Consider the following 1,184-nt stretch of genomic DNA (forward strand, 5'->3'; position numbering starts at 1 on the left):
GCCCGGCTGCTGGCGCCGGGGGAGCTGGGGGCGCTCACGGGCGCCGCCGGGCGCGTCCTGCGGCGCTCGTGAGGCGCGGGCCGGACGACGGGCCGGACGACGGGCCGGACGACGGGCCGGACGACGGGCCGGACGACGGGCCGGACGACGGGCCGGACGACGGGCCGGACGACGGGCCGGACGACGGGCCGGACGACGGGCCGGACGACGCGGTGGACGGGGAGGTGCGGGTGGACGGGGAGCGCGAGCCGGTGGTCATGGTGCTGGGCACCAGCGCCGGCGGGGTGGGCCGGCACGTCGCGGAGCTGTGCGCGGGCCTGGCGGCCGCGGGCCGGGCGGTGCACGTGGCGGCCCCGGCCGAGACGCTGCAGCGCTTCGCGTTCGCGGCGGCGACCGCGGAGGTCGGCATCGGCGCCTCGCTGGACCCGGTGCGCGACGCGCGCGCGGCGCTGCGGCTGCGCGCCGTCCTGCGCGCCCCCTCGGCGCGCGGGGCGGTGGTGCACGCCCACGGCGTGCGCGCCGGCCTGGTGGCCGCCCTGGCGGTGCGCTCGCTGCGCCCGCGCCCGCCCCTGGTGGTGACCCTGCACAACGCGGTCCTGGGCGCCGGCGCGCGGGCGCGGCTGGGGCGCGCGGTGCAGGACGCGGTCTGCCGCGCCGCCGACGTCGTGCTGGCCGTCTCCGGGGACCTGCTGGAGCAGGCGCGGGCGGCCGGGGCGCGCCGCGCGGTGCGGGCGCTGGTGCCGGCGCCGGTGCTGCCGCCGGGCAGGCCCGTGCTGCCGCCGGGGGAGCCCGTGGTGCTCGCCGTGGCCCGCCTGGCCCCGCAGAAGGGTCTGGACGTGCTGCTGGACGCCGCCGGCCTGCTGCGGCGGCCCGCGCGCGTCGTCGTGGCCGGGGACGGGCCGCTGCGGGCGGCGCTGGCGGCCCGGGTGGCGGCCGAGGGGCTGCCGGTGCGGCTGCTGGGCGCGCGCGAGGACGTGGCGGACCTGCTGGCCTCGGCCGACGTGGTCGTCAGCGCCAGCGCGTGGGAGGGGCAGCCGGTCTTCCTGCAGGAGGCGCTGCGCGCGGGCGTGCCGGTGGTGGCCACGGACGCCGGCGGCACCGCGGAGGTCACCGGGGCGGCGGCGCTGCTGGTGCCGGTGGGCGACGCCGCGGGCCTGGCGGGGGCCGTGGACGCGCTGCTGGCG

The 1,184-nt window shown here is 83.1% G+C and carries 1 protein-coding gene; it reads left to right on the forward strand.

What is annotated here, in order from left to right:
* Nucleotides 1–68 precede the first annotated feature (68 nt).
* Nucleotides 69–1,184: glycosyltransferase (locus tag GTR00_RS21295; RefSeq protein WP_205706362.1), on the forward strand; the 1,116-nt coding region annotated here is incomplete at its 3' end.

Source organism: Kineococcus indalonis (assembly GCF_009906395.1).
GTDB classification, from domain to species: Bacteria; Actinomycetota; Actinomycetes; order Actinomycetales; family Kineococcaceae; genus Kineococcus; species Kineococcus indalonis.